Source organism: Bacillus sp. HMSC036E02, assembly GCF_001836235.1.
Lineage (GTDB): Bacteria > Bacillota > Bacilli > Bacillales > Bacillaceae_G > Bacillus_A > Bacillus_A cereus.
Map to the genome: position 1 here is coordinate 472,402 of NZ_KV827856.1, position 24,510 is coordinate 496,911.

Here is a 24,510-nt window from a genome sequence, read left to right on the forward strand (position 1 = left end):
CATCCCCTCAGTTGTTATTAATTTATGAATAACCGTGGATATACAGAATAAAAAATGAACAAATTCACACAAAAAAACGCAGTCTTATAAGGACTACGTTTCTTCAGCTAACCTATACTGTTTTTTTTACAGCACTCATACTTCCAATGATGTAAGCGATAAACGCAAAACAAATCGGGAAGACAACTGTATGTATACCGAACGGATTTGGATAGAAAAGATGAATACACATATATGAGCCTACCCCAACTAAAATAGACGCAAGCGCTCCTGTAGCATTTCCTTTCCTCCAATATAACCCTAATACGATTGGCCAAATGAATGCTGCTTCTAATCCACCGAAAGAAAATAAATTTAGCCATATTAAAAAATCTGGTGGTTTAATTGCCGCTGCATAAACGAGTAGTCCTACAATACCCGTAATCCACAAACTTCCTTTTTTTATCGTACTGTCTGCTGCATCTTTATTTATGTAATTTACGTATATATCTTTAATAATTGACGAGCTTACAAGTAATAATAAAGAGTTTACTGTAGACATAATCGCTGCCATCGGTGCAGCTAAGAAAACTCCAGCTAACCAAGGTGGCAACACTTCCATCGCAAGTAGCGGCATTACTTTATCTGGTACCGTTATACCTGGAAGTACTACTCTTGCAAATACACCTGTTAAATGCATACCGATCATAATTGTGCCAACGACAACGGTTCCAATTATTAAAGCTTGGTGCATCGCTTTTGAATTTTTATAAGACATGGCACGCACGCTAATTTGCGGTAAACCGACAACGCCAATTCCAATTAAAATCCAAAATGATGTAACATATGATTTCGTTAAACTGCCATCTGCTCCGAATGGTGTAATTAACTTTGGATTAATTTGAACAAGTTCCTGCATAATCTTTTCAATTCCACCACCAGCAATGACAGTAGCAATTAAAATGATTGTTGTTCCAACTAACATAATGATTCCTAATAATGTATCTGATAGAGCAACTGCACGAAATCCACCAATTAATACGTACACAAGTACAGAAAAAGTAAATAAAAATAGTGCTGTTGTATACGATAGCCCCGTTAGTGACTCAATTAATCGTCCACCACCGACCCACTGGGCTACTGTCGCTGAAAATAAAAAGATAATAATACATAACGCAGAAAGTATAACAACTGCTTTATTATTGTATCTCCCTTTTAAATAATCGATAAGAGTAATTGCTTCCATCTTCCTAGCGATAATTGCAAACTTTTTACCGATAACCGTTAAAACGATATACCCTGTTACAACTTGAATCGCAGATAACAGTACCCATCCAAGACCCATATTGTAAGCAATACCAGGGCCACCAATAAAGCTACTTGCACTACCGTACGTAGCAATCATTGTCATCGCTAATAATAAACCGCCTAGCTCACGCCCACCAAGAAAATATTCTTGCAAAAATTTATTATGAGCAGTTGCTTGCACGCGTCTTGAAGCATATACACCAATTAAAAATACAACGATAAACGAAATTATCATTGGAATGATTACATACCAATTCATCTATTATTCCTCACTTTTTTCTTCCTCATCGAGTGAAATATCTTGAAATACAAAACGAACAACTAAACTAAGTAAAATAACCATAACGATAAATCCAACGATACAGCTATAAAAAAACCATGCGGGAAAACCTAATACATATGTATATTCATTCGGATTTTTACTACCAAGCCCATAAGCAAATCCGTACCAAATTATAAAATTAATAATAGCAAGTCCAAGACCAATTAACGCTTCTCTATGGGCTATTCGAAAGCGTGGATCATCATGATAATCTTTCATTTTTACCCCTCCTCTCACGATGTATTATTGTACCATTGTTCTTCTAGTTTTTCCTACTAGAAAGCAAAAACAAGCAGGATTTTTTTATAATCATATAGAAGATTCTCTTACATTACATATTTTTTACAATTGTAACACAAATGAAATTTGAATTTTCAGTATTTCTTAATTATGATTTTAATTAGAGGCTTTCCATCTAGTTTCCACATCCTTGATTTCGGAATAAGCGCCGTCTCGTACTGCGTTTACATTATATTTTCAAGGGGGTTATACAATGAGTCAACTAGCTGTAAATCTTCATGAAAAGGTAGAGAAGTTTCTTCAAGGTACAAAAAAGTTATATGTGAATGGATCTTTCATTGAAAGCGCTTCCGGTAAAACATTTAAAACACCTAACCCAGCAACTGGTGAAACACTTGCCGTCGTTTCTGAAGCTGGTCGCGAAGATATTCATAAAGCTGTAGTCGCAGCTCGTATGGCTTTTGACGAAGGTCCTTGGTCTCGTATGAGCACTGCTGAGCGAAGCCGTCTCATGTACAAGTTAGCTGATTTAATGGAAGAACATAAAGAAGAGCTTGCACAGCTCGAAACATTAGATAACGGAAAGCCAATCCGTGAAACAATGGCAGCAGACATCCCACTTGCAATTGAGCATATGCGCTATTACGCTGGCTGGGCTACGAAAATCGTTGGTCAAACAATTCCTGTTTCCGGTGATTACTTTAACTATACACGCCATGAAGCTGTTGGTGTCGTTGGTCAAATTATTCCTTGGAACTTCCCGCTTCTTATGGCAATGTGGAAAATGGGAGCAGCGCTTGCTACAGGATGTACAATCGTTTTAAAACCTGCAGAACAAACTCCACTATCTGCTCTATACTTAGCTGAATTAATTGAAGAAGCTGGATTCCCGAAAGGTGTTATTAATATCGTACCTGGATTCGGTGAATCAGCTGGACAAGCTCTCGTTAATCATCCACTCGTTGATAAAATTGCATTTACCGGTTCTACTCCTGTCGGTAAACAAATTATGCGACAAGCATCCGAATCATTAAAACGCGTTACACTTGAGTTAGGCGGTAAATCACCAAATATCATCTTGCCGGATGCTGATTTATCTCGCGCGATTCCTGGTGCACTTTCTGGTGTTATGTTTAACCAAGGACAAGTATGCTCTGCTGGATCACGCTTATTTGTTCCGAAGAAAATGTATGATAATGTCATGGCTGATCTCGTCCTCTATTCTAAAAAACTAAATCAAGGTGTCGGTCTTAACCCTGAAACAACAATTGGTCCTCTCGTTTCTGAAGAACAACAAAAACGTGTAATGGGCTACATTGAAAAAGGGATTGAAGAAGGCGCTGAAGTACTTTGCGGAGGAAGTAATCCATTCGATCAAGGCTACTTCGTTTCTCCTACAGTATTCGCTGACGTAAATGATGAAATGACGATCGCAAAAGAAGAAATTTTCGGTCCAGTTATTTCTGCAATACCATTTAACGATATTGATGAAGTAATTGAACGTGCAAATAAATCACAATTCGGCTTAGCGGCTGGTGTGTGGACAGAAAATGTTAAAACAGCACACTATGTTGCAAGTAAAGTACGTGCAGGTACAGTGTGGGTAAACTGTTATAACGTGTTTGATGCAGCATCTCCATTTGGAGGATTTAAACAATCTGGTCTTGGCCGTGAAATGGGATCTTATGCATTAAATAACTATACAGAAGTAAAGAGCGTTTGGCTTAACTTAAATTAATGAAAAGAACCTGACCTATCCGGTCAGGTTCTTTTCATTATGTATTCCTTTAAACTTGCAGTCCTCCGCTCACATTTAGTACTTCACCTGTAATATAAGATGCGTATTCTGATGCTAAAAAGGCTGCTGCGTTCGCAATATCTTCTGGCGTTCCAATTCTACCAACTGGAATAGCGCCAACCATCTTTTCTTTCACTTTATCTGGTATCGTTTTGGTCATATCTGTATCCATAAACCCCGGACAAATCACATTACAAGTAATACCGAAACTTCCAACTTCTTTCGCTGCTGTTTTTGTTAATCCTACAACTCCAGCTTTCGTTGCAGCATAATTTGCCTGTCCAATATTCCCCTCTCTACTTATAGAAGAAATATTAATAATTCTTCCATATCCTTGTTGTCTCATATAAAGAAGTGCTGGTTGCATACAATAAAAAACACCAGTTAAATTCACTTGTAATACTTGTTCCCAAGCAGATTTCTCCATTTTATGTAACATTGCGTCTCTTGTAATTCCAGCATTATTCACCAAAATATGTAATGTACCAAATTTTTGAACTGCATATTCAATTAACGACTTTGCTTCATTTTGATTACTCACATCACATCGATATGAGCACACTTCATATCCTTCATCTGATAACTCACGTGTCGTTTTTTGTAGCTTCTCTTCATTTACATCGCTAATTAATACTTTCGCCCCTAGCTTTGCATAAACCCTTGCAATCTCTTTTCCAATTCCCTGTGCAGCTCCTGTTACAACAGCTGTTTTCCCATTTAAAAACTCCATTCCTATCCCCCATTTCTATTACTTATACTGTATATTTCGGCTTTTTACTTTCCAACTCCTCTTTGTATAAAAAAGTCTATTTGTGTCAAACTAACTTTGCAACGTCGCATAAAGTGAAACTTTAATTAGTGGGAAGTTTGTTCATCCCCCACTGATTATCAGCCCTCACCAATCGGGCATTTACGGGCAGTTAATCTCCCACCTAGCTTCTTTGTTCCATCTGAGTTTTAAGGTTGGAGTTTTACTACCCGTTATGCGGGATAAAGTGCAAGGAGATTGTGTCGAATGAATAAAAAGAATTTCAAACAAAGCAAAGCAACGGATGGCATTGATGTTGAGTTCTCTCGCGAACTCGCTGACCACAATGACTTAGAAGCAAACGCACGTGCAAATGCCGCTGATGCACGTCAAAAGCGCCAACCAACCGAAAAATAAGGTACATCACAACCTTATTCTTTTCAAAAGGGACCTACTACCCAACAAAATAAACCGAGAGACATCTCTCGGTTTATTTTCTATATTTTTTTGCATAATGAGCCAAAGTAAGCAACGGATATATATGAGCATAACTATGATAACGAATATAAAACCCACCTGGTAAACCTGTTCCAGTAGGATATTTTTCATTTATATAAGGGTTGGAGAGCAAATATGAAATACCTTTTCGAATAACTGGCGTTTCTTTATCATAGTAAGAAATGAGGGCATCTAACGCCCATGCTGTTTGGGATGGTGTACTAAATGGCAAAGTAACAAATCTTTTTTCTACACTACTTTGGCAAGATTCTCCCCAGCCACCATCTTCATGCTGTATATGTTCAAGCCATAAAGCTGCTCGTTTCAATGATGGATCGCTAGATGGTATTCCTAGTGACCGTAAACCAGTCAACACTGCCCACGTACCATATATATAACAAATTCCCCATTTCCCATACCACGATCCATTTTCCTCTTGTACATTCATTAACCAATTTATCGCACTTTGTTTTTGTTTCTCGGGCAATTCATTTTGCGTATACGTTCCGAAAAATTCTAACACTCTTCCTGTAATATCTGGTGTAGAAGGGTCTGTAATCATATCACTTGCATTTTCGATTGGTAAATTTGCTAATATACGGCTCGTTACCCCTTTTTCAAAAGCCCCCCAACCACCATCATTATTTTGCAATCCTTTAACCCAATTAACCGCTCGCTTCCAAGCATTATCTACATGTTCGTTCCCTCTACTTCGCGCCAATGCTCTTAACACAGCAGTTGTATCATCAATATCTGGAATCGTCGTATTCACATCCGAAAAGCCCCAACCACCCGGGAAGAGATCCGGTGCATGTACACTCCAATCTACTTTCTTCGTTTGCTGTTTTCTTAGTAAATATGCTGATGCATTTTGAATCACTTTACTTGCTTTCGGAACTTGAGCTTCTTGCAAAGCATAACTGAGTAAAGCTGTATCCCATATAGTTGATGGAGAGTTTTGCAAATGGCTCCCTCTCTCCACCTTCCATATATAAGATGTAATTCCCATTATAGCCTTCTCAATAATTGGTGATTGAATAGAATGTCCTAATGCAAGTAAAGCATAAATCATATAAAACGAGGCAGTTGCGTAGCTATATAATGTTCCATTTTCATCAATACGCTCTTTCATAAAACGTTCTACTTCCTCATATCCTTTATGATGCAAAGAAAGTGGATACGTTATAATTTTCTTCACGTCACTTACTAACGTTTGAAAAACTGGAGACCGATCCTCTCGAAACCATTCTCCGCCTCCGCCTGCAATGTGATTTAAATTTGGCAATAACTTTTTCCCTACTCGAAATCTTTTATTTAAACACAACATCATCGGAATTAAATGAATACGTGCTGAGCTACTCAATTCAAATATACTGAGAGGGGAATCATTCTGCAGAAACATAATTGGTGTTGGCAAATGAAAAAGAGAAGGATATTCATATTCTCCATGAATCGCTAATAAAAACTTCGTCATAAAATGAGCACGTGCTACCCCACCGCGCTCATTTATAAACATTTCCGCTCGCTTCATATTCGCATCTTCTTTTGTGTATTTTTCCGATGCAAGTAAGGCGGCATAAGATTGAATGGTAGCTGATAAATTACCTCCCACCTCATCTTCATACAATTTCCATGTTCCTTCATTTGTTTGAAGTGATGCTAATCTTTTCACAAACGGTTCTATCTCTTTATCTCTACCTAATAATTTTAATAAAAAAATCATATGGCAATCTGTTAATGGAGCTCCTTCAAAACAAAACCGCCACGTACCATCTTGCCGTTGCATTGTTTGAAGTGCAGTTGTTCTTCTCGCTATTTCTTCATGCACTTTTTCATATAATAACAAGTTACTCACCCACCCTTTCGAAATCCGTATAACGATATTCAAAAAGGTAGCTGAATATGTATAAAAACAAAGAAAAGCAGAACATATAAAATGTTCTGCTCATAAACAATACCCTACTCCGACAATAATTCCTAATAAAGCACCGACTACTACTTCATACGGTGTATGCCCAACAAGTTCATTTAACTTCTTATATTCTGTTTCTCTACCGTGAAAAAAGTCATTCAATATTTTTGCTTGTTTACTTACTGCAAGCCTTACTCCTGAAGCATCATACATAACAATAATGGCAAAAATAGTAGCAACCGCAAACATCGAGCTTTCCACACCTTCCACTACTCCAACTCCTGTAGCAAGCGCTGTAACTGTTGAAGCATGAGAACTTGGCATCCCACCTGAAGCAAAAAACTTTGCAAAATCAAATTCACCTGTTTTAACTAATTTAAAGACTACTTTCGTTAATTGTGCTAAAAACCATGAAATTACAGCTGCCATAAGCGGATCATTATGTAAAATTGTTTCCATGTTCTCAGCTCCTTACTAGCTATAATGGAAATCCTATATAGTATCAGTATAAAGAAAAATGCGTAGAAAATACTACGCATTATGATACTTTTGCTGATTTATTTTTTATAAATTTCGGTTGTTTCTGCACTAAAAACTTAGTCTTCGCTACCGAGAATACAAATAATGCAACCCATATACAGAAAAATGCAATCATATGAGTAGATGTGAAATGTTCACCAAATACGAATACACCTAAAATTAAGCTAATTGTTGGTGCAATATATTGTAAAAAACCTACCATATAAAGCGGAATAAGTTGGGCTCCTTTTGCAAAATAAAAAAGTGGTAGAGCTGTAACAATACCCGCTCCTATTAATAGTAATGTCGATAACATTGAGATAGAGCCAAATGAGCCGAAACCATGTACTCCTGTCATTACTAGATAAATAATCGCAAACGGCGTTACTAACATCGTTTCCATCGTAAGTCCAATTGTCGCATCATAGTTTAACAATTTTTTCGTTAATCCGTATAATCCAAATGAAAGGGCAAGTGATAAAGAAACCCACGGGATAGCCCCGAAACGTACTGTTAAAATGATAACCCCCACTCCAGCTAAACCAACTGCAACATATTGCCAGAAGTTTAACTTTTCCTTTAAAACGACTGTACCAAGTAAAATACTAATAAGCGGATTAATATAATAGCCAAGACTCGCTTCAATAACATGATTATGATTAACGGCCCATATGTAAACAAACCAGTTTCCACTAATCAAGACTGAAGCTATTGTTAATGACATTAATAATTTAGGTCGTTTAAAAAGATTCACAAATTCCCCAATAAACTGGCGAAACCTCTTCGTAACACCTAATACGAGTAACATAAAAACAAACGCCCAAACGATGCGGTGTGCTAATATTTCATCTGCTGGAACTTCCTCAACCCATTTCCAATAAATCGGTAGGATTCCCCACATCGTGTAAGCACCAGCCGCATATAGTATCCCTTTTTTTTGCTCTGCTGATTGACTCCCCATCTTCCTTTTTCTCCTCTTCTCATTTTTTCTCCATTATACGGTCTCACATGCTCACTTTACCAATAATCAATCTGCATTTCTTTCGACATTTCTCATACAACGAATAATAAACATACCGTTATTACAACAAGTAACGGTATGCCGAAAACAAATTTCTTTTTATGAGTTTTATGATGAAACATATACATGCCAATCCAAGCTCCAACTGCTCCCCCAGCTGCCGCTGATAAAAACAACGTACTTTCTGGCGTTCTCCACTGTTTCTTCTTCGCTTTTCGTTTATCAAGCCCCATAAGGCTAAAAGCTATAATGTTAATAATAAGAAAATAAATCCATTTCATCGCTTTCTCTCCTTATGAAAAATTCGCTTAATGGTAACACGAAAAAACGACGGAAACAACTGAAGAACTCTTTTTATCCAACTAGTTTCATTCCTTTTTCTTAATTAGTTACCTTCATATTTACATAACCAACTAAAATCGCAGTTAAAGCATTTAATATAGAAAAATGTTATGAGCAGAATCCTATATTTCATTACATTCATCCACTACCATATCATCAAAAAAATTGCTCTCAATCACTTTCTCATCAAAACGAAGAACTACAATTAGCCCTACATATAAAGAAACAAAATTTAGAAACCATTCCCCATTCTCATCTTTCTTAGCTAAGCATTTAAATATCTCTTGAAATTGCATACGCTCATCTGTCGCAACAACCGGTCGCACGCCAAAATATTTCAATACAAGATGTAGGTTGAGCTGCACGGATAATGATAAAATATACTTTAATAACTCGGTATAATGAGCAACATTTTTTTGACTATATAACTTCACAAGTTCTTGATGTAAAGTAGAAATTGATAATTCTTCTTTAGTCACTTTTGTTGCTTCTATCATTTCAATCATCTTTTTCATATCCATTCCATTTACCCCTCCTGTTACAAAACAAAAGCCAAAGTATACTTATTTTATAATCAACAATAATTGATTATTTCTCGTCTCTCTTTCTTCTTCACTTACTAAGTCATACTTTTTTAAAAGATGAAATACATCATTTAATATTTCTTGTGAGTGATTACCTTGTAAAAAATTTTTTAACCCTTTAAAAATCTCTTCTGATAAAAAACTCTTTTGACTTTCAAGCTTATTCATCACATCTTCAATAGAATGATCAATGTTACATGCCATACTAAACTTCCCCCTCTATCCTCTATAAATAATATCCTCAGCTAACGATGTAAACACTTCTCCAACAAGAGAATCTTCATCATATACAGATGAACCATTATTTTCTTCACGTTTCGCAAAAGGTATTTGAGCAATTACTTCTGTTTGCAATTGTTCTGCAAGCATTTCGCCGCCGCCTTTTCCGAAGAGATAATTTTTCGATCCATCTTGTTCTTCATAATAAGCCATATTTTCCACAATACCTAAAATCTCATGCTTCGTATGTTTTGCCATTACACCGACTCTTGAAGCAACGAATGTAGCTACATTGTGCGGAGTTGTAACAATTATTTCTTTCGCTTGCGGAATCATCGCTGCAACATCGATCGCAACATCTCCTGTACCTGGTGGTAAATCAAGTAATAAATAATCTAATTCTCCCCAGTGCGTATTCGCAAGAAAATTTTGAATCCATTTATTTAGCATCGGTCCGCGCCACATAACTGGGTTATTTCCTTCTGTAAAAAATCCCATCGACATGATTTTAACACCGTGACTAATGACTGGAATTGCCGTTTGATCAATCATCGTTGGTTTCTTATTCGTTTCCATCATAGCTGGAATACTAAAACCATATATATCTGCATCTAATATCCCCACCTTTTTGCCCATACGCGCTAGTGCAGTTGCAAGATTAATTGTCACCGTTGATTTTCCAACTCCGCCTTTTCCGCTCGTTACAGTAATAAAACGTACTCCTGAATCCGGGCGAAGCATGCTCGGCATACCAGTTTCTGTTCTAGTATTTTTCTTTAATTTCTCTGTTAAAGCTGTACGTTCTTCTTGCGTCATAGAACCAAATGTTACCTCCACTTTAGAGGCACCAATTGCGTGAAGTGATTCTTCAATATCTTGTTGAATTTTTGCTTTTAACGGACAACCTTGGATTGTTAGTACTACCTCAAGTTTAACCTTTGTTCCGTTCATTTGTATATTTCTAACCATATTTAATTCTACAACACTTTTGTGTAACTCTGGATCCTCTACATGTTTTAATGCATTCATTATTTGTTCTTGAGTAAGCATAGAACTCATCCCTTCTCTTATTCTAATTTATATACAACATTTTCTTGGCGCTTCATCTGGTGAAAAAGCTTATCATCCACCGCTAACAGGCGGGATTAATGCGACTATATCTCCAGCTTTTATCATCTCTTCATTCATTACAAACTCTTCGTTAACAGCGACCATCACTTTATCCAACGATTGTAAACAATAGCTAGCTTTGAGCCATTCTTTTAATTGTTGCACTGTCATTTCTTGCTTTTCTGAAATCACTAATCGATCCGATCCAACTTCCTCACGCAAATTTGCAAACAATAAAATTATAATCATTTTCTCATTCTTCCTTCTTTGGTTTTCCTTCTGGATATGGTGTATTTTCAAGTTGATCTCCAATCCACATCGTTCCATCTTCCCAAAATTCTTTTTTCCAAATTGGAACAATTCGTTTTATACGTTCAATCGCGTACTCATTCGCTTCATAAGCTACTTTACGATGCGGTGATGAAACTGCAATGACTACCGCAATATCCATTATTTCTAGCCGCCCTACACGGTGCGTAATTGCTACTTTTGTATCCGGCCATCTTTCACTAATTTCTTCTCCAATTCTCATAAGTTGTTTTACTGCCATCGGTTTATATGCTTCATACTCTAAATGTAGCGTTCGTTTTCCTTTTGTTAATTCTCTCACCGTACCAATAAATGTTGTAATCGCACCTGCTTCTCTTCTTGCGACTTTATTCGTTACTTCTTCAACTAAAATCGGATTATCTACAATCTCAAATAGCACTTGTTCCATTAAAACCACCTCTCACTTTATGAAATGTCCAAGGCCATTCACTACCTTCGTTATCTTCTAATAAAAGAACATCGACAAACATATCTTTTTTATATCCTCTTGTCCCGCCCGGCAATACGATAAACGCGTTGGATTTTGCCAATGAAGAAACTGAGCTAGATTTATCAAACCCTGATGGATAAGCGATTAATTTCCCCTCATCATATTGCAATTTTGCTCGTACAAATCTTGTAAATGGATTCGGTTTTAGAAAATCTTCTCCTAATAACGCTTTTTCTCTTTTTAAATGTACTTTTTCACTAAACATATACGTCCGAATACACGGTCTTACGAATAATTCAAACCCTACGTAACAAGCTGATGGATTTCCTGATAAACCAAATAATAACTTGCCATTTAATTGTGCTACAGTCGTAACACTTCCTGGTCGCATTGCAACTTTATTAAAAAGAACAGATGCACCTAACTTTTCGTAAATAGCTGGTAAATAATCATAATCTCCTACTGATACACCGCCCGTTGTAATTAACATATCTACTTGGCCAAGCGCTTCTTTCACAGCTGTAAAACACGTATTAAAATCATCACTAAACTTCCCAAAATATTTTACTCTTCCGCCCGCTCTTCGAATTTGAGCCAATATCATGTACGTATTACTGTTTCGGATTTTCCCTGGCTGTAATGAATCATTGACATCCAGTAATTCACTCCCAGTCGCTAACAGTCCAATTACAGGCTTTCTCGCAACTGGTACTTCACTATAACCGAATGTAGCAAGAAGAGCTGAAATACCTGGATTAATGTACGATCCTTTCTTTGCAAGAACCGTTCCTTTACGAGCATCTTCACCTTGAAAAGAAATATTGTCGCCCTTTTTGAATGATCGCTTCACTTCCATATAATTGTTGCCATTCTTCTCATATTGACGAGTCAGCTCTAACATAACAACCGCATCACACCCATTCGGAATTTGTGCTCCCGTCATAATTCGAACTGCTTGAAACGGAGCTACTTTCTCATGGAATAGCGATCCTGCACCAATTTCACCCACTACTTCAAATACAATTGGCGTTTCATAACTTGCTAAATTAGTATCTTCTGCTCGAATAGCAAATCCGTCATATGGCGAACGATTAAATGACGGTACATCATGGTCAGCTACTAAATCCTCTGCTAATATACGTCCATAAGCTAATTCAATTGGTAATAGCTCCTTTAAGCCTTTATCAGCAAATCCCATCACTTTACGAACAGCTTCTTCAACCGTAATTGGCACTCTTCTTTCCATTGTTGACACCCTCTCTATTAACCGAATACGCGATAATATAGTTGTTTCGCTTTCGAAATATCATTTGTACCATGAATAAAAACACGACCATCTCGAAAAACAACCACGCGGTAATCATCGAATTGGCAAGATAGTAAATACGGATTCCGATCTACTTTCCCCAGTTTTTGTAATACTTTTTCTATATCATCAAAATTGTATTTCCTATTGTCTACTGTTCTAATTTGAACTGTATTTCTTCCGCATAAAACAGCTGCTTTCGTTTGATTTTCGTATGATAAATAAGGATAAGTTCGATTTGAACCGCATGAGAGACAAGCGTCTGTTTTTATTTTCCCTAATTTTATAAAATGATTTTGATTACTCCATATATCAAACATGAAAAATGTTTTTCTAATTGCTGAGAAATCTTCCACTAAAATTTTGAGTGCTTCTGCCACTTGATATGCTGCGACGATTTGAACAGTAGGGCTAATAATTCCAGCGGTATCACATGTCACACCTGTAACAGGAATATTTTTAAGCATACAATGTAAACACGGTGTCTCTTGTGGAATAATTGTATAACTCATACCATACGATCCAACGCAAGAACCATATACCCACGGAATATTATGTTTTTGTGATAAATCATTTATTACAAATCGAATATCAAAATTATCTGTTGCATCAATGATTACATCTACATTTTTTAATAGACCTTCCATATTTTCTGAAGTTGCATCCATTACGAAAGCATGTATTTGTACTTCCGAATTAATTTGTTCTAGCCGATTTTTTGCAGCAATTGCTTTCGGCATTTTCTCTCTCGCATTTTGTTCAGAGTACAATTGTTGCCTTTGTAAATTACTCCATTCAACGTAGTCACGATCAATAATCGTCAACTTGCCAACACCTGCACGTACGAAACTTTCGGCACTTGCACTTCCTAATGCGCCTGCCCCTACAATTAACACATGTTTATTTCGAATTTTTTCTTGTCCTTTACTCCCAATTGGTTTGAACAACTGTTGTCGTGAATACCGATCAGCCATTACATACCCTTCCTCTCAAGAACTCTATTTCATATTAGAATGTTGTTTCTGATAACAAGCAAAGTAAGCAAAACCAACAAACCCAGCTCCTCCAATTACATTTCCGATAAAAACAGGAACAAAATTTTTAGCCAGATCCATCCACGTTAGATGACCAGCAAAAATAACAGCGGAAATGACAAACATATTTGCTACTACTTGCTGAAATCCAATCACTACAAATGCCATAATTGGAATCCAAATTCCGATGATTTTTCCGACAAAATCACTCGTCCCGTAAGCGAGCCAAAGAGCAAGACAAACGAGCCAATTACAACCAATTGCTAAAATCAAAGTTCTCCCAAATGATTCATGTAACTTCCCTTCCGCTATCGCTACCGTTTTATTTAAATACTCTCCCTCTGTTAATCCGCCAAGATGTCCAAAGCAATACGCAACGAAAATTGCCCCAATAAAATTCATAAGAGTAATCCAAACCCAGTTATTCAGTACACTTATCAATGTAATTTTCTTTGCATAAAGCGCCATAGACAGTGACATCATATTTCCCGTAATTAATTCTCCTCCTGCTAATACTACGAGCATGAGTCCAACAGGAAATACTGCTCCTCCTAAAACATTCACTAGACTTCCCCAGCGCTCAGGTAAATTCCCTAAAACTCGAATGTTAAGTAAAAAACCTATCGCAATAAACGCTCCTCCTAAAAAACCGAGAATAAGCATCGCTGGCAATGTCTGTCTTACTTTTTGAACACCGGCCTCAATGACAAGCTCAGCAATTTGTTCCGGCTTATGAAATGCCATTACCCATTCCTCCATTTTCTCCAAATAAAAAAGCAGCTTCAAAAAACCTCCTCAAAATAAAGGTTTTTGAATGCTGCTTAATTTCTCTGCACATCTTTTACAGAGATATCAATCATCACTTTTACTATAAAATAGAAAATCCACAACTCTTGTAAATTTTCCATTTTTCACTATGAAGCTAGCTTTATATATTAACCACCGATATGTGACATTTCAATTTTAGGTATTGTTTTCTTATTTGTATGATTTAAGCGTTCATCTGAATAACGATCTTCCCTATTATTCCATATATCGCGTACTACATCTGTAATGTCCTCATCTGTATGTTCAGAACGAAGCAATTCTCTTAAATCATTTCCTTTAGAAGCAAATAAGCAAGTATATAATTTTCCTTCTGCAGAAATACGAGCTCTCGTACATGATGAGCAAAAAGAATCTGTTACTGATGAAATAATACCTATTTCCTCATCGCTTCCTATATAACGATACCTAGTAGCCACTTCACCAGAATAATTTGCTTCTATCCGTTCTAACGGCATAACTTGATGAATCGTATCTACTATTTCTTGTTTAGAGACGACCTCTTTTAAATCCCAACCATTATAATTTCCAACATCCATATACTCAATAAAACGAAGAATATGCTTATTTTCCTTAAAATATTGCGCCATCTGCAAAATGTCCTGTTCGTTTTTTCCCTTTTGAACGACCATGTTTATTTTAATTTTCATTCCAACTTCAGCTGCAGCCTGTATTCCTTCCAGAACCCTTTGCACTTTGCTCCTATTACCATTTAAATAGAAAAACCGCTCTTCTTCTAAGGAATCTAAGCTAACTGTTACACGTGATAGTCCCGCCTTATATAAATCAGGAGCAAACTTTTTAAGTAACGATCCATTGGTTGTTAAACCGATATCTTCTACACCATCAATTTTATTAAGGCGCTCAATAAGCTTTGGAAGCCCTCTTCGAAGTAACGGTTCTCCGCCCGTAATCCGTAATTTTCTCACACCTAAAGAAACGAAAATACGTGTTATCCTTTCAATTTCATCAAAAGATAAAATTTTATCATTAGACAAAAACGAGTAATCAGGACCAAATATTTCTTCTGGCATACAATATCGACAGCGAAAATTACAGCGATCAGTAACTGAAATACGTAAATCCTTTAACGGACGTTGCAACTTGTCTAATGTAACTGATTTCATCTTCATTGCCTCACTTTTATTTTATATTTAAAACACGTTCTGGATGGGTATATACATTTAAGGAGTGATTACGAATAAATCCTATTGTCGTAATACCTAAATCTTCCGCTAGTTGCAAAGCTAACTCAGTTGGAGCTGATTTTGATAGTATAATTTCACAACCGATTTTTGCAACTTTCAATAATATTTCCGAAGAAATACGACCACTAAAAACAATGATTTTATCTTTTATAGAAATATCGTTTCTTAAACAATAACCGTAAATTTTGTCTAATGCATTATGCCTACCAATATCCATTCGACTTAAAATAATACCATTCACATCACATAAAGCTGCATTATGAACCCCACCAGTATGATGAAACGTATCCGCAGATTGCTGCATTTCTTTCATTAACCGAAAACAATCCTCTGCAGCAACCTGTACATGGACACCCTTCATTTTTTTTGCACTTAGTGCATCATTTGCAAAAACAAACCCTTGCCTACTCATACCACAACAAGACGTAATATAGCGTTTATTTTGCATTTGTTCATAATACGGATTTACTTTTGTCGTTGTTACATGCACAAATCCTTCTTTCTCCTGCACCCATACACTATCAATATCTTCATACTTCCGAATGATTCCTTCAGACGCTAAGAAGCCTATTACCATATCTTCTATATATTCTGGAGTACTAACCATTGTAACAAACTCCTGTCCGTTCATTTTAATGGTGACAGGAAACTCTGTTACAATGCTGTCCTCTATATGTTTAAATGCTCCTTGTTCATAACGAAAGATTTCTCTTTCTACCTGTATCGGTTTCACGATCAGTATCCTTCTCTCACGTTATATTTTTATCAAAAACAAATACAGAAACTGCAATATCTTCTTCTACTTTCATATCTGAAAACAAATTCACTAATTTCGCTCCAACAAGTTCCTCCAAATGTTCACGTGAATTCACAGCATACACTTCTTGAATCATTTTCGTTCTAGCCATATGAACCATTTCCGCACCGTCCATCGTACTTGAAATAAATTTTTCAGTAGGTGTTAAGTTTCCATAAAGAGTCGCTATAGCCATATTTTCCGCAAAAACAGTATGAATTCGTTCTGGTCCTTTTCCGAAAAGTTCCTTTCGAAGTTTTCGTATCATATCATTAAATTCATGTACTTTTTTTGACATACAATTATACCTCCCAAAAGCCTCATTTTACTTTATTATATATTTTACCAAAATGAGCCTTCCGCCCAAACTATTTCGTACAAATATTTGGGCAGAAAGGTTCACTTCATGAAGTTTATTCGTCTTTTAACCCTTTCCCCATACCTTTTAAGAAATGAAGCCCAAACCCGATAGCACGGTTAATATCTGGGTCTTTCAATACTTTCATAAGATCGAATACCCCTACTTTTTTATTACTTTCTAGATGTTCATTACCTTCTTCTAGTCCGACTAATAAACTACCTATAAGCTTTTTCGTAAGTTCTGGGTCAAGTTCAGTTAACGCACCTGCAGCACCCATCATATTATTAATTAAATTTGTAACAGGCTCACGAGTTACTTGACCTAGAACAATTTTCGCAATTGGTTCTTTCGCTTTTAGCATTGAATTTGCAGCTTCTAGCATTCCAATGTCATTTAATTCTCCTACTATATTAAACATCTGATTTAGAGCTTCCTCATTATTAGTTAGAAGCTCTTTTAAATCATCTAACTTTTGCTGTTTTATTTCTTCCTCAGTTAATTCTTGTTTTTGAATCATTTTTATAGGTGCAGCCATAGTTTTCTCCTCCTACTTATCCGTTAAATGCACATACCCTGGACGTGCCCACTTACGATGTACCTCAATGCCAGCTTGAGGGTGACGTTTTTTATTGCGTGGGTTCGCTTTTGGCATCGGATTTTCGCCGTCAACTTCTAACACTTCCATACGTACTTTCGTTTGTTTATACGCAGGTGTATTCGTACGTACATCCACAGCAGGACCTGTTAAGAAATTAATTGCCGTTTCGTTATCTGTAGAGTTCATCGGTAAATATAACTCATTCGCTTTTACACGATCTGTAACGAGTGCACGTAATTTTAATGCTCCAAAAGGAGAGACAAGACGAACTAACGAACCTGTTTTTACGCCACGTTCTTTTGCAAGGTCTGGAGAGATTTCAACGAAAACACCAGGTACTTTCGTTTGAATACCTGTTGATTTATTTGTCATATTCCCTTCATGGAAATGCTCAAGCATACGACCGTTGTTAATGTGAAGGTCGAACTCAGCTGGAAATTCAGCTGGACGTACCCAGTCAGCAATCGCAAAACGAGCTTTTTTATCTGGGAAGTTAAATCCATCTTGGAACAGAAGTGGTGTATTTGTTCCATCAAAACTTCCCCAATGGAAACTGTTCCATCCTTCAAGCACTTCATAGTTCGCTTGCGAGAATAATGGTGATAAACTTGCCATTTCAGCAAAGATTTCACTTGGGTGGCTATAATTCCAGTTTGCCCCTAGTTTATTCGCAACCTCCTGGACGATCCACCAGTCTGGTTTCGCATCTCCTAGCGTAGGAAGCACTTGATATAATCTTTGGACACGGCGCTCTGTATTTGTGAAAGTACCTTCTTTCTCAAGAGATGGCGCTGCTGGTAATACAACATCTGCATATTGAGCAGTTTTAGAAAGGAAAACATCTTGCACAACGAAGAAATCAAGGCTAGATAACACTTCATGTACATGATTTGCATTAGAATCTACAAGAGCCATATCTTCTCCGACAAGATACATTGCTTTCATTTTTCCTTCGTCAATTGCGTGAAGCATTTCAATATTATTAAGACCTGGTTCACTATCAATTTTCACTCCGTAAGCAGTTTCAAATTTCACACGTTCCATTTCGTTAGTAACGTGCTGATATCCTGGAAGCCATCCTGGTAAAGTACCCATATCACAAGCACCTTGTACGTTATTGTGACCTCGAAGTGGGTATGCACCTGCTCCTGGACGACGATAGTTCCCTGTTGCAAGAAGTAAGTTTGAAATTGCAGCGGAAGTATCAGAACCACCTGTATTTTGCGTTACCCCCATACCCCAAAGGATACATGTACCATCTGCATCACGAATCATTTCAGCCATTTGAATAAGTGTTTCTTTTGAAATACCTGTTACTTCTTCTGCATATTCAAGTGTATATTCTTCTAGGCTCTCTTTGAAATCTTCAAAGAAGTTTACATTCTCATTAATAAATTCCTGATCATGCCAACCTTGATCGATCATATATTTCGTAACAGCCATTAACCATACTTGATCTGTTCCTTGTTTTGGACTAATAAAGACATCTGATCGCTCTGCCATTTCGGTTTTACGAAGATCAGCTACAATTAACTTTTGTCCGTGTAATTTATGTGCACGTTTAATACGTGTAGCTAGAACAGGATGACCTTCTGTCGGATTACATCCCACAATAATAACAAGACCAGATTGCGCAATATCTTTAATCGTTCCGGCATCACCGCCCATACCAATTGTACGGAACAAACCATCCGTTGCTGGTGATTGGCAATAACGTGAGCAGTTATCAATATTATTCGTTCCAAATACTTGTCGAGCTAATTTTTGAATTACATAATTGTCTTCATTTGTAATTTTAGAGGAAGAAATAAATCCAATAGAACCTTTACCGTACTCTTCTTTAATAGCGCCTAATTTATTTGCAACTACATTCAGTGCTTCTTCCCATGTAGATTCAACAAACGTTCCATTTTTACGAATTAAAGGTTTTGTTATTCGTTCTTTAGAATTTACGAAATCCCAACCAAATTTCCCTTTTACACAAGTGGAAATTGCATTAACTGGTGCATCTGAAGATGGCTGTACTTTAAGGATTTTACGCCCCTTCGTCCACACTTCAAACGAACAACCTACACCACAAAATGTACATACTGTTTTCGTTTTCTTCGTACGAGTATCACGCATGGCCGCTTCCACTTCTGATACCGCAAAAATACCGCTATACCCAGGCTCAACTTCTTTAATTAAATCTACCATCGGTTCAAGAATATCTGGTTTTAATCCCGTCATAAATCCAGCTTCACCGAGCATCGTTTTCTCCATTAAAGCGTTACAAGGACAAATCGTTACACATTGACCACAGCTAACGCATGAAGAATCATTAATATTTACTCCTTTATCCCAAATAACTCGTGGGCGTTCCGCTTCCCAGTCTATCGATAACGTTTCATTTACTTGTAAGTTTTGACACACCTCAACGCATTGACCGCATGCAATACATTGATTAGGATCATAGCGATAAAACGGATGCGTCATATCAACTTCACTTACATCTACTTTCGGTTCATACGGATATTTTTGATGTTCGATTTCCATTAATTCTGCTGTATTATGCAGTTTACAGTTCCCATTGTTGTTGTCACATACTGTACAGTATAATAAATGATTTTCTAGTAACCGATCCATCGCCTCTGTTTGTGCTTCTTTTGCGCGAACAGAAGCACGTTCAATGTTCATACCTTCCGTTGCTATCGTCGAACAAGAACGCATTAACTTTCCGTCAACTTCTACAATACAAGTGTCACATGTTTGAATAGGATCTACTTCTGGCACGTAACAAATTTGCGGATGTTCAATCCCGTTCTCATTAATAACACCCAATATCGTCGAACCAGGCTCCGCTGTATACTTTTTTCCGTCAATTGTAATATGAACCATGTTGTCATTCATGGTCTTTCCCCCTTTTTGAGAATAAAAAAACTCCACCACGAAAATATACGCACCACATTTTTGGCACGCTATCATCATGGTGGAGTAGTTTATTAGCACATCTTGCTAAAATACCAATCCATTTATTCATAAATAAAACGATAGATTCATAACAGGTCATATCACGATTCCATCTTTAACACTATAATTATAGCGTTAAAGTTAAAAATATACAATATAAAATTTAAACTACGCATATGTCAGCTTGTAACTATCCATAATAATCCATATAAAACATAACAAGGAGTAAGCGAACAAATGGGGTCTTTTAATAAATGGATTCGTGGTGAAAAATCTTTTTCTACCCAAAAGCAAGCTAATCACACATTAAATAAATCTATCTCTTCTTCCCTTTCCCTTAATTTAAAGCACTTGTCCAAACTGTTTAGCGGTATTCCAGAATTAATAACACGCACTTTTCCATTAAAAAACGGACAGGAAGCTGCACTTATATATATGGAAGGACTTGTAGACAAAACTGTTATTAACGTAAACATTCTTCGTCCTCTCTTATTTAAAGAGTGGAATGAAGACGATTTTTGGGAAGCCTCTGTTTCTATCGGAAATATTAAAAAAGTTCAACAGTGGACAGACATTGAACAATCTCTTTTACACGGCAAAAGTATTTTATTTATAAACGGGCAACTATCCGCTTTAGAGCTTGATACGCAAGCGGCACCAAAAAGGAGCATTGAAGAACCTACAACAGAGAGCTCCATAAAAAGCTCACACGAAGGATTTAATGAGGTAGCGAGCGACAGCCTTGCACTTATTCGTCGATATATTCCAAATCGCGAATTGAAAGTGAAAGAATTCACTGTTGGTGAACGAGCTACTTCAAAGGTTTTTTTGCTTTATCTAGCAGATGTTGCGAACGAAAATGTCGTAAAAGAAATGGCATCCCGTATCGAGTCAGTAAAAGTTGATGCGATTCTTACTACTGGTGAATTAGAAGGATTTGTTGAAGATAATTCCTTTACTCTCTTTCCGCAATTATCAATAACTGAACGTCCTGACACAACAGCACATCATATTCTAGATGGGCGAATTGCCGTTATTGTAGATCGCTCACCAGGCGTATTAATAGGACCTATGACCTTTTCATCCTTTTTTCAGACGATAGATGATTACAGCTTCAGACCTATGATTCCATCTTTTATACGACTCCTTCGTTTCACTGGACTATTTATTGCAATATTTGCTCCTGCTCTTTATATTGCTATGATTTCCTTTCATTATGAAGTAATTCCACTTAAATTATTGTTAACAATTGGAGAATCTCGAGCCAAAATTCCTTTTCCGCCTATATTAGAAGCACTTTTGATGGAATTAGTACTTGAAATGCTACGCGAAGCTGCAGTTCGACTTCCCGGTCCCGTCGGACAAACAATTGGCGTCGTAGGAGGGATTGTCATTGGACAAGCTGCAGTTCAAGCAGGAATCGTAAGTAATGTTATGGTTATCGTCGTATCTATTACCGCAGTCGCTTCTTTTATCATTCCCAATCTGGAAATGTCAGCAGGAGTTCGGATTCTTCGCTTTCCAATGATGATAATCGCTTCTTTATTCGGAGTCATTGGAATTATGGTTGGAATGTCAGTTATCATCATCCATATTCTTTCTATGGACTCACTTGGTGTTCCTTACGGTAGTCCTTTTTCTCCATCATTTGCTACGGATTTAAAAGACGTTCTTGTGCGTTTGCCATGGAAACTAATGAAGAAACGACCACTATCCCTTAACTTAAAACAAGAAAATCGACAACCGGATATAGAAGAAAAGGAGGAAGATAAGTGACAAAGCGTGTAAAGAGGGAGATTAGTTTATTTCAATACATTTTAACGATTAGTGGTGTTCAAGTAGGATTCGGTGTACTTACACTGCCACGTGAAGTGGCCCAAGGGGCGAATACAGATGGCTGGATGTCTATTATTATAGGATGCGCTATCACTACTTTAGTCAGTCTATGTATTGTAAAAATCATGGAGAAGCATCCTGGTTACCATTTACTTGATGTGCTAACTCGTTATCTTGGAAAATGGTTAGGAAGAGTAGGAATGATTTTTTGGATTTTATATGCTGTTCTTGCAGCGGTTTCTTTAATTTTTTCCCTCTTATACGTTATTCACATTTGGATTTTGCCTAGATCTCCAATGTTTTTAATCATGATGCTATTATCTATTCCAATGGTAATGCTCGCATGTAAAGGTGTTCTTATTATTAGCCGCTATGCTGTTTTTACTGTCTTATTTACACTCTGGATGCCATTACTATTATTTATCCCACTTAAAGATGGGCATTGGATCTATCTTCTTCCTCTCCTTAAAGAGGGATGGATACCAGTTTTCAACACAGTAAAATCAACTATTATTGCCTTTCTCGGATTTGAGTTTGCATTCGTCCTTTATCCTTACCTCAGTAATAAATCATCTGCAAAAAAAGGGATTGTTATTGCAAATATGATTACTTTATTCGTTTACCTGCAAGTGACGTTCGTTTCTTTCCTTTATTTTAGCCCAGATGGTATAACTAAGTTTTTATGGCCTACCCTTTCTCTCGTTACACCATTTCACTTCTCATTTCTTGAGCGATTTGAAATTATCTTTTTGTCATTTTATCTCTTTATTATTTTTGATTCTTGCATTCCTTATATTTTTACTGCTTCAGATGGAATCAATCAATTACTTAACAAAAAAAGGAGTTCATTACCTATTTATGGTTTATTATTCGGGTGTATCTTCATCTTATTCTTTTATATCCCTTCCTCTTACCAAATAAGTGCGTTGCGAGAATTTTGGGGAACTGCAAGTTATTTTATCGTTTTTCTATTCCCGGTCGTATTTCTCTTATACATGACACTTTATCAGCATTGGAAAAGGAGAAGAGTTTAAATGAGGCGCTTTATTCATTTCACTATACTTTACTTTCTCATAACCTTTTTAACAGGCTGTGGAGATCGACTCGACTTAGAAAAACAATCGATTTCATTAATTTACGGCTTTGATGCAAAAGCAAAAGGAAAATTAATTGTGTACCACGTAAATCCTATTTTTAATGAAGACGTAGAAAAAAAGTACGAAACACATGAAGCTAAAGTACGTACACCTCGAGAAGCAAAAGCAACGTTTAATAGTTCAAGTGGCGGTTTAGTATCTACAGAAAAGTTACAGCTCATTTTATTTAGCACAAATTTTTTAAAACAAGAAGGGGCTATGCCTTACCTTGATGTTTGGTATCGTGATCCTAAAAACACTGGAAACATGCGCATGGTTGCAGTAGACGGTCCAATTTCTTCAGTTATATATAATAACTTTAAAGATAAGCCTGCCCTTCCCGAGTATTTAACAGATTTAATTAATACGAACAAACTGTACAATCGGACCGTTTTTACGACATTCCATGAATTTCACAGGCAAACGTTTAATAAAGGTATAACACCTGCTATTTCAGAAATAAAAAAAGGTAAAAAGGATGTTATCGTTACTGGTTCCGCGCTATTAACTTCTCGCGGAATTTATAAAATGTCATTAAATCGTTATGAAAGCGCCCTTCTTCTTTTGTTACAAAAGAAAGCGAATACACCGGTTTCGCTTACATTGAAAATCCCTTCTACTTCAGTTGAAAGTAATAGTGATTTAAAAGATACCGATGGCGGCGATTTCGTAACAATAAATGTTCTTAGCATGGATCGTGATATCCATACAGATTATAGCGATAACCACTTCAAATTTCATGTTAAAATGGATTTGAAAATTGCTGTCTCTGAACTTACATTCAATATGGATATAGACAAAGATAGAAAGAAATTAACTTCTCTTATTACAAAACAACTAAACAAAGATTTGAACGATTTAATCCACAACATTCAAAAACAGCAACTTGATCCATTCGGATTTGGTGATTATGCGAGAGCGTTTCAATATAAAGAATGGAAACAAGTCGAAGATGATTGGCCGAGTGCCTTTTCAAAAGCTAATGTGAAAGTGGCACCAACTATTAAAATTTTAGAAAATGGGATTATTAAATAGAAAAAACACGCTACTTGTTCTTATATGAATAAGTAGCGTGTTTTCATTTCCATTACAAGTATTATT

General features: G+C 36.6%; 25 protein-coding genes. 5 read left to right on the forward strand and 20 right to left on the reverse strand.

Features of this window, described 5'->3' with window-relative positions:
• Nucleotides 1–112 precede the first annotated feature (112 nt).
• Nucleotides 113–1,546 (reverse strand): sodium/pantothenate symporter, encoded by a 1,434-nt coding sequence (gene panF / locus HMPREF2590_RS20345; RefSeq protein ID WP_001104819.1) that lies wholly within the window; start codon nucleotides 1,544–1,546, stop codon nucleotides 113–115.
• Nucleotides 1,547–1,549: 3 nt separating this feature from the next.
• A complete protein-coding gene (locus HMPREF2590_RS20350) occupies nucleotides 1,550–1,828 on the reverse strand; it encodes a YhdT family protein (RefSeq protein WP_000656239.1) in 279 nt (92 codons plus the stop codon).
• A gap of 274 nt (nucleotides 1,829–2,102) precedes the next feature.
• Here HMPREF2590_RS20350 and dhaS point away from each other — a divergent pair, with 274 nt between their 5' ends.
• On the forward strand, nucleotides 2,103–3,587 hold the full coding sequence (dhaS, locus tag HMPREF2590_RS20355) for an aldehyde dehydrogenase DhaS (RefSeq protein ID WP_000080279.1): 1,485 nt from the start codon (nucleotides 2,103–2,105) through the stop codon (nucleotides 3,585–3,587).
• Nucleotides 3,588–3,636: 49 nt separating this feature from the next.
• Here the strand turns inward: dhaS and fabG are convergent, their stop codons facing one another.
• Nucleotides 3,637–4,377: a 3-oxoacyl-ACP reductase FabG gene (gene fabG / locus HMPREF2590_RS20360; protein ID WP_000395030.1), complete on the reverse strand. Its 741-nt coding sequence runs from the start codon at nucleotides 4,375–4,377 to the stop codon at nucleotides 3,637–3,639.
• A gap of 285 nt (nucleotides 4,378–4,662) precedes the next feature.
• On the opposite strand from fabG, the gene HMPREF2590_RS20365 reads away from it, so the two are divergent.
• Complete coding sequence (locus tag HMPREF2590_RS20365) at nucleotides 4,663–4,812, forward strand: YfhD family protein (protein ID WP_001035813.1); 150 nt, start codon at nucleotides 4,663–4,665, stop codon at nucleotides 4,810–4,812.
• A gap of 73 nt (nucleotides 4,813–4,885) precedes the next feature.
• Here the strand turns inward: HMPREF2590_RS20365 and HMPREF2590_RS20370 are convergent, their stop codons facing one another.
• The 17 genes from HMPREF2590_RS20370 to fdhF all read right to left on the reverse strand — a co-directional run bounded on the left by HMPREF2590_RS20370 (nucleotide 4,886) and on the right by fdhF (nucleotide 20,377).
• Entirely contained in the window at nucleotides 4,886–6,739 is a 1,854-nt protein-coding gene (locus HMPREF2590_RS20370; protein WP_003315873.1) for a terpene cyclase/mutase family protein, read from the reverse strand.
• 99 nt (nucleotides 6,740–6,838) lie between these two features.
• Complete coding sequence (locus HMPREF2590_RS20375) at nucleotides 6,839–7,264, reverse strand: divergent PAP2 family protein (protein WP_000447820.1); 426 nt, start codon at nucleotides 7,262–7,264, stop codon at nucleotides 6,839–6,841.
• 79 nt (nucleotides 7,265–7,343) lie between these two features.
• Entirely contained in the window at nucleotides 7,344–8,285 is a 942-nt protein-coding gene (gene rarD / locus HMPREF2590_RS20380) for an EamA family transporter RarD (RefSeq protein WP_000535537.1), read from the reverse strand.
• A gap of 92 nt (nucleotides 8,286–8,377) precedes the next feature.
• Nucleotides 8,378–8,626, reverse strand: a complete 249-nt coding sequence (locus HMPREF2590_RS20385; protein WP_000871346.1) for a DUF1294 domain-containing protein — start codon at nucleotides 8,624–8,626, stop codon at nucleotides 8,378–8,380.
• A gap of 183 nt (nucleotides 8,627–8,809) precedes the next feature.
• The gene (locus HMPREF2590_RS20390) at nucleotides 8,810–9,208 is read right to left on the reverse strand and encodes a hypothetical protein (RefSeq protein ID WP_000367289.1); all 399 of its coding nucleotides are present in this window, start codon (nucleotides 9,206–9,208) and stop codon (nucleotides 8,810–8,812) included.
• Between the two features lie 42 nt (nucleotides 9,209–9,250).
• A complete protein-coding gene (locus HMPREF2590_RS20395; protein WP_000752383.1) occupies nucleotides 9,251–9,475 on the reverse strand; it encodes a hypothetical protein in 225 nt (74 codons plus the stop codon).
• Nucleotides 9,476–9,490: 15 nt separating this feature from the next.
• Nucleotides 9,491–10,540: a P-loop NTPase gene (locus tag HMPREF2590_RS20400; RefSeq protein ID WP_003315853.1), complete on the reverse strand. Its 1,050-nt coding sequence runs from the start codon at nucleotides 10,538–10,540 to the stop codon at nucleotides 9,491–9,493.
• A 72-nt stretch (nucleotides 10,541–10,612) separates the two neighbouring features.
• Complete coding sequence (gene moaD / locus HMPREF2590_RS20405) at nucleotides 10,613–10,849, reverse strand: molybdopterin converting factor subunit 1 (protein WP_000583943.1); 237 nt, start codon at nucleotides 10,847–10,849, stop codon at nucleotides 10,613–10,615.
• A gap of 4 nt (nucleotides 10,850–10,853) precedes the next feature.
• Nucleotides 10,854–11,318, reverse strand: coding sequence for a molybdopterin synthase catalytic subunit MoaE (gene moaE, locus HMPREF2590_RS20410; RefSeq protein WP_000438665.1), 465 nt, complete (start codon nucleotides 11,316–11,318; stop codon nucleotides 10,854–10,856).
• A complete protein-coding gene (locus HMPREF2590_RS20415) occupies nucleotides 11,299–12,606 on the reverse strand; it encodes a molybdopterin molybdotransferase MoeA (RefSeq protein WP_000442194.1) in 1,308 nt (435 codons plus the stop codon). Before HMPREF2590_RS20415 ends, moaE begins: the two co-directional genes overlap by 20 nt.
• A 17-nt stretch (nucleotides 12,607–12,623) precedes the next feature.
• Nucleotides 12,624–13,640 carry a molybdopterin-synthase adenylyltransferase MoeB gene (locus HMPREF2590_RS20420; protein WP_000785270.1) on the reverse strand — a complete coding sequence of 339 codons (1,017 nt, stop codon included), beginning with the start codon at nucleotides 13,638–13,640 and terminating at the stop codon, nucleotides 12,624–12,626.
• A gap of 24 nt (nucleotides 13,641–13,664) precedes the next feature.
• Nucleotides 13,665–14,444 (reverse strand): formate channel, encoded by a 780-nt coding sequence (locus tag HMPREF2590_RS20425; protein ID WP_000863998.1) that lies wholly within the window; start codon nucleotides 14,442–14,444, stop codon nucleotides 13,665–13,667.
• 191 nt (nucleotides 14,445–14,635) lie between these two features.
• The gene (gene moaA, locus HMPREF2590_RS20430) at nucleotides 14,636–15,652 is read right to left on the reverse strand and encodes a GTP 3',8-cyclase MoaA (protein WP_000844124.1); all 1,017 of its coding nucleotides are present in this window, start codon (nucleotides 15,650–15,652) and stop codon (nucleotides 14,636–14,638) included.
• A gap of 16 nt (nucleotides 15,653–15,668) precedes the next feature.
• Entirely contained in the window at nucleotides 15,669–16,466 is a 798-nt protein-coding gene (gene fdhD, locus HMPREF2590_RS20435; protein ID WP_000802689.1) for a formate dehydrogenase accessory sulfurtransferase FdhD, read from the reverse strand.
• 16 nt (nucleotides 16,467–16,482) lie between these two features.
• Nucleotides 16,483–16,827 carry a Na-translocating system protein MpsC family protein gene (locus HMPREF2590_RS20440; RefSeq protein WP_000039583.1) on the reverse strand — a complete coding sequence of 115 codons (345 nt, stop codon included), beginning with the start codon at nucleotides 16,825–16,827 and terminating at the stop codon, nucleotides 16,483–16,485.
• A 115-nt stretch (nucleotides 16,828–16,942) separates the two neighbouring features.
• Entirely contained in the window at nucleotides 16,943–17,425 is a 483-nt protein-coding gene (locus HMPREF2590_RS20445) for a helical membrane plugin domain-containing protein (protein ID WP_000729897.1), read from the reverse strand.
• A gap of 12 nt (nucleotides 17,426–17,437) precedes the next feature.
• Nucleotides 17,438–20,377, reverse strand: coding sequence for a formate dehydrogenase subunit alpha (gene fdhF, locus HMPREF2590_RS20450; protein ID WP_000999401.1), 2,940 nt, complete (start codon nucleotides 20,375–20,377; stop codon nucleotides 17,438–17,440).
• A gap of 297 nt (nucleotides 20,378–20,674) precedes the next feature.
• Here fdhF and HMPREF2590_RS20460 point away from each other — a divergent pair, with 297 nt between their 5' ends.
• The 3 genes from HMPREF2590_RS20460 to gerSC are packed head-to-tail and all read left to right on the forward strand — an operon-like array spanning nucleotide 20,675 to nucleotide 24,444.
• Nucleotides 20,675–22,213 (forward strand): spore germination protein, encoded by a 1,539-nt coding sequence (locus HMPREF2590_RS20460; RefSeq protein WP_050822046.1) that lies wholly within the window; start codon nucleotides 20,675–20,677, stop codon nucleotides 22,211–22,213.
• Complete coding sequence (locus HMPREF2590_RS20465; RefSeq protein ID WP_000167067.1) at nucleotides 22,210–23,307, forward strand: endospore germination permease; 1,098 nt, start codon at nucleotides 22,210–22,212, stop codon at nucleotides 23,305–23,307. The genes HMPREF2590_RS20460 and HMPREF2590_RS20465 overlap by 4 nt, the downstream gene beginning before the upstream one ends.
• Nucleotides 23,308–24,444, forward strand: a complete 1,137-nt coding sequence (gene gerSC, locus HMPREF2590_RS20470) for a spore germination protein GerSC (protein ID WP_001252211.1) — start codon at nucleotides 23,308–23,310, stop codon at nucleotides 24,442–24,444.
• Nucleotides 24,445–24,510: the final 66 nt, after the last annotated feature.